Origin of the sequence: Nocardia sp. NPDC060220 (assembly GCF_042727815.1) — a bacterium.
GTDB lineage: Bacteria > Actinomycetota > Actinomycetes > Mycobacteriales > Mycobacteriaceae > Nocardia.
The window spans coordinates 1-4501 of sequence record NZ_JBHWZY010000580.1; the positions used below are offsets into that span (position 1 = coordinate 1).

Here is a 4501-nt window from a genome sequence, read left to right on the forward strand (position 1 = left end):
GAGTAATACCTGAACACCAAATACATCGCCCTGACCTGAGCCGGACAGAAAAATAACCGCCCCGGGGATGGTGTCGCACCCGGGGCGGCTTTTCGGAAGCGGCGAACTGGCTGGTCCGTCGCGTGGTTTGTGGTCTGGGGGCTAGCGGCCGAGACGGCCGCGGCCGAGGCGGAGCAGGAGCATGGCGAGGGTGTGGCCCTCCTGGCCCAGCTCACTGAAGCGCTCGAGAACTTTCATCTCACGGCTGTGGACCAGGCGCGTACCACCGGAGGCCATCCGGGTGCGGCCGATGATCCGGGAGATCTCGCTGCGGCGTTTGATCGCGGCGAGGATCGTGGCATCGAGCTGATCGATCTCGAGGCGGAGCTTGTCGATCTCAGCTTCGGACTGCGGCAAGGCCGAATCGGAGCCGGTGGTCGTAGCAGGGGTGCTCATCATTCATCTCCTCGTGTCAGAACTTGGATCGGTCAAACCGAACGGCCTGTTACCCGATCTGTTCCGTCACCCTGAAACTTTTCCCGATGGGCAGTACTGGATCCCCCCGGGAGTGCGCGATCAGTACTCCCCGCCACGATATCGGATCGGCTGCCGACCCGGACATGCGGAGAAGCGCTGACCATGTGGCTCAGTCTGCCACGGGGCGCTAGGTAGGCAAAACAGTTCTGTTTGTGAATTCGCTGAGAACGTTCACCAAGCGTCGCCCGCGTCGACCTGGCCGGGTTCACCGGAAGTTTGCCCGGCTGTCGCTGTCCGGTCATCGCGGCAGCGGCAGTTCGCGGCTTGTCGGTGCCCGCCGGTAGCGTGGACACACGATGGATATCACGGTCGCTCCCCACGCCTCAGCCACCGATCCCAGCGAACCCGCGCCCGCGGCGAAGGGCGCCGTGCCAGCGCCTCGGGACGGGGGTGGCACCGGCGTGTCCGCGCTGGCTCAGGCGGCGGCGAGGAACAGCGCCGACCAGTCACAGCGTCGTCAGGAGCGGGAACAACAGCGCGCCGAGGAGATCGAGCGTCTGCTCGACGGGCTCAACCCGCCCCAGCGTGCCGCGGTGATGCACGCGGGCTCCCCACTGCTGATCGTGGCGGGCGCGGGCTCGGGCAAGACCGCCGTGCTCACCCGCCGGATCGCCTATCTGCTCGCGGCGCGCGGCGTCCGCACCGGGGAGATCCTGGCCATCACCTTCACCAACAAGGCCGCCGCCGAGATGCGGGAACGGGTCGCCGGGCTGGTCGGTCCGCGGGCGGCCAGCATGTGGGTGTCGACCTTCCATTCCAGCTGTGTGCGCATTCTGCGGATGCAGGCGGCCCTGCTGCCCGGCCTGAATTCGAATTTCTCGATCTACGACGCCGACGATTCTCGTCGGTTGCTCACGATGATCAGTCGCGATTTCGAGATCGATACGAAGAAGTATTCGGCGCGTTTGCTGTCGACCGCCATTTCGAATCTGAAGAACGAACTGATCGGTCCGGAAAAGGCCGCCGCCGACGCCGAAGCCGACGACACCGAGCTGCCCGCGCTGGTCGCCCGGGTCTACGCCGAGTACCAACGGCGACTGCGCACGGCCAACGCGATGGACTTCGACGACCTGATCGGCGAGACGGTGGCCCTGCTGCAGAACCATCCCCAGGTCGCCGAGTACTACCGGCGCCGGTTCCGGCACGTGCTGGTCGACGAGTACCAGGACACCAACCACGCCCAGTATGTGCTGGTGCGTGAGCTGGTGGGGCACCACAGCACGGCGCAGGAGCAGGCGGTCGAGCCGAGCGAGCTGTGCGTGGTCGGCGACGCCGATCAGTCCATCTACGCGTTCCGTGGCGCCACCATCCGCAACATCGAGGAATTCGAACGCGACTTCCCGGACGCGGAAACCATTCTGCTGGAACAGAACTACCGCTCCACCCAGCACATTCTGTCCGCCGCCAACGCGGTGATCGCGCGCAACGAGGGCAGGCGCGAGAAGAAACTGTGGACCGATTCCGGCGAAGGTGAACTGATCACCGGCTACGTCGCCGACAACGAGCACGACGAAGCGTCCTTCGTCGCCAAGGAGATCGATCGGCTCGTCGATACGGGCGAGGCCAACTACGGCGACGTGGCGGTGTTCTATCGCACCAACAACAATTCGCGTGCGCTGGAAGAGATCTTCATCCGCATGGGCCTGCCGTACAAGGTCGTCGGTGGTGTGCGGTTCTACGAGCGCAAAGAAGTGCGCGACGTGGTTGCCTACCTGCGCGTGCTGGAGAATCCCGAAGACGCGGTGAGTGTGCGCCGCGTTCTCAACACTCCACGTCGCGGGATCGGCGATCGTGCGGAGGCGTGCGTGGCAGTGCATGCCGAACAGCGCGGTATCGGTTTCGCCGCGGCGCTGCGTGATGCAGCCGAAGGCAAAGTCGCCCTGCTGAATACCCGCGCGCAGCGGGCCATCGCGGGATTCCTCGATCTGCTCGACGAGATCCGGGTGGCCGGAAAACGGGCCGACAGCGACTATCCCGATGTGGGCAATGTCGTCGAGGCGGTGCTCGACCGCACCGGATATCGCGGTGAATTGGAAGCCTCCGACGATCCGCAGGACGGTGCGCGGCTCGACAACCTCAACGAATTGGTCAGCGTCGCACGCGAATTCAGTTCCGAGGCATTCAACAACGCCGAGGCCGCCCGTGAGGAAGGGCTGGTGCCGGAGGCGGGCGACGGCGAACCCGAGCCGGGCTCGCTGGCTGCGTTCCTCGAGCGGGTGTCGCTGGTCGCCGATACGGATCAGATCCCCGATGAGGGCACCGGCGTGGTCACCATGATGACGCTGCACACAGCCAAGGGGCTGGAATTCCCGGTGGTCTTCGTGACCGGCTGGGAGGACGGGCAATTCCCGCACATGCGGGCGCTGGGGGACCCGAACGAGCTGGCCGAGGAACGTCGTCTGGCCTACGTGGGGATCACGCGGGCTCGCCAGCGGCTCTATCTCTCGCGCGCTGTGGTGCGGTCCGGCTGGGGGCAGCCGGTATCGAACCCGGAATCCCGTTTCCTGCAGGAGATCCCGCAGCATCTGCTGGATTGGCGCAGATTGGAGCCGGTTGTCTCGCCGGTGCAGCGCGGGCGGCGCCGGGGTGAGGACAGCGGGTTCGATCGGGATTGGACCAGTGGGAGCGGCTGGGATCAGCGGCCGGGTGTGCGTGGTGGATCCGGCGAGCGCCGGCCCGCGCCGGGCGGGGCGGTGAAGCGGAACAACACCGAACTGGTTCTTGCCGTGGGGGATCGGGTTACCGATGACAAGTACGGGTTGGGGCGGGTTGTGGCCGCCGATGGGGTGGGGCCGTTGGCTACGGTGACCATCGACTTCGGGTCGGCGGGCAAGATTCGGCTGATTCCGCAGTTCAGCCGGACGATTGTGAAGTTGTGATGGTGGACCCCCGCCCACGCTCCCGGCATGCGGAGCGTGGGCGCGGGTCGGGTCAGTGGGGCAACAGGTCTGTCAGGGCCTCGTCGAGGGTGGGGTAGCGGAAGTCGAAGCCGGCCTTGTGGAGGACTTCGGAGGTGGCATGGCGGCCGGTGAGGCCGAGTGCTGGGTCGGTGCGGAGGAAGACGGCGCCGACGGTGAGCGCGGCCTTCGGCGTGGGGGGTGATGGGGGGCGGTGCAGGATTCGGCGGAGGGTGGCCATGAGTTCGGTGTTGCGGACCGGGAATTCGGTGGCGGCCACGAGGATGCCGTCGGGGAGGGTGACGGAGGGGTCGAGGCCGAGGGAAGCGCGGACGATGGCCAGCCAGTCCTCGATGTGGATCCAGCTGAACCATTGATCGCCCGGGCCTACGCGACCGCCGAGACCTGCCTTGGTGAGCTGGCCCAGGCGTTTGAGGGCGGGGGCGTCGGGGTCGAGGACGATGGAGGTGCGCAGGATCGTCCAGTGGTCGGCGCAAGCGGGGTCGAACGCCTCCTCCCATGGCTGGGCGACGCCGGTCATCTGCGGGAGGCCGACGGGCAGGGGAGTTGTTTCGGTGCACCGGGTTTCGCCCGCGTCGGACCAGATGGCCGTAGTGCTCGCCTGGACCCAGTAGTCGACGGGGGTGTCGCGCAGGCGGGCCGCGGCGACGAGAGCAGTGGTGGAATCGACTCGGCTGGAGCGTAATTCGGCGACATTGCGTTCGGTCGGCCTGCAGTCGACCAGTTTCCCGGCGAGGTTGATCACCGCGAGGCGACCTGGTTCGCGCAGTTCGGCGGACCAGGAGCCGACCGAGCGGCCGTCCCACTCGGTCTGGCGGAACGGCAGATCCGGGTTGCGGCGGCGGGTCAGCAGGGTGACACGTTGTCCGCGGCAGGTCAGATCGGCGGCGATCTGGAGACCGAGCGCGCCGGTGCCACCGGCGATGACGACATTCAGCGCGTCGTCGACGGGAGCCAGTCCGGCCAGCCGGGCCAGCCGCGAGAAGTTCACGCGCGCATCGGTTTCGATGAACGGACGGATTACGGTGCGCGCCGCGGCGGCGGCGGGGCCGGTGAACCGCAGTTCC

At 67.0% G+C, this 4501-nt stretch carries 3 protein-coding genes; 1 reads left to right on the top strand and 2 read right to left on the bottom strand.

Annotated features, from left to right (window positions below):
• Window positions 1–141: 141 nt before the first annotated feature.
• A complete protein-coding gene (locus ACFWF3_RS25540; protein ID WP_056816138.1) occupies window positions 142–435 on the bottom strand; it encodes a chorismate mutase in 294 nt (97 codons plus the stop codon).
• Window positions 436–812: 377 nt separating this feature from the next.
• Between ACFWF3_RS25540 and ACFWF3_RS25545 the strand changes: the two genes are divergently transcribed.
• Complete coding sequence (locus ACFWF3_RS25545; protein ID WP_378993282.1) at window positions 813–3395, top strand: UvrD-helicase domain-containing protein; 2583 nt, start codon at window positions 813–815, stop codon at window positions 3393–3395.
• 52 nt (window positions 3396–3447) lie between these two features.
• Here the strand turns inward: ACFWF3_RS25545 and ACFWF3_RS25550 are convergent.
• Window positions 3448–4501, bottom strand: a 1054-nt coding sequence (locus ACFWF3_RS25550) for an epimerase (RefSeq protein WP_379315795.1), incomplete at its 5' end; no start/stop codon positions are given.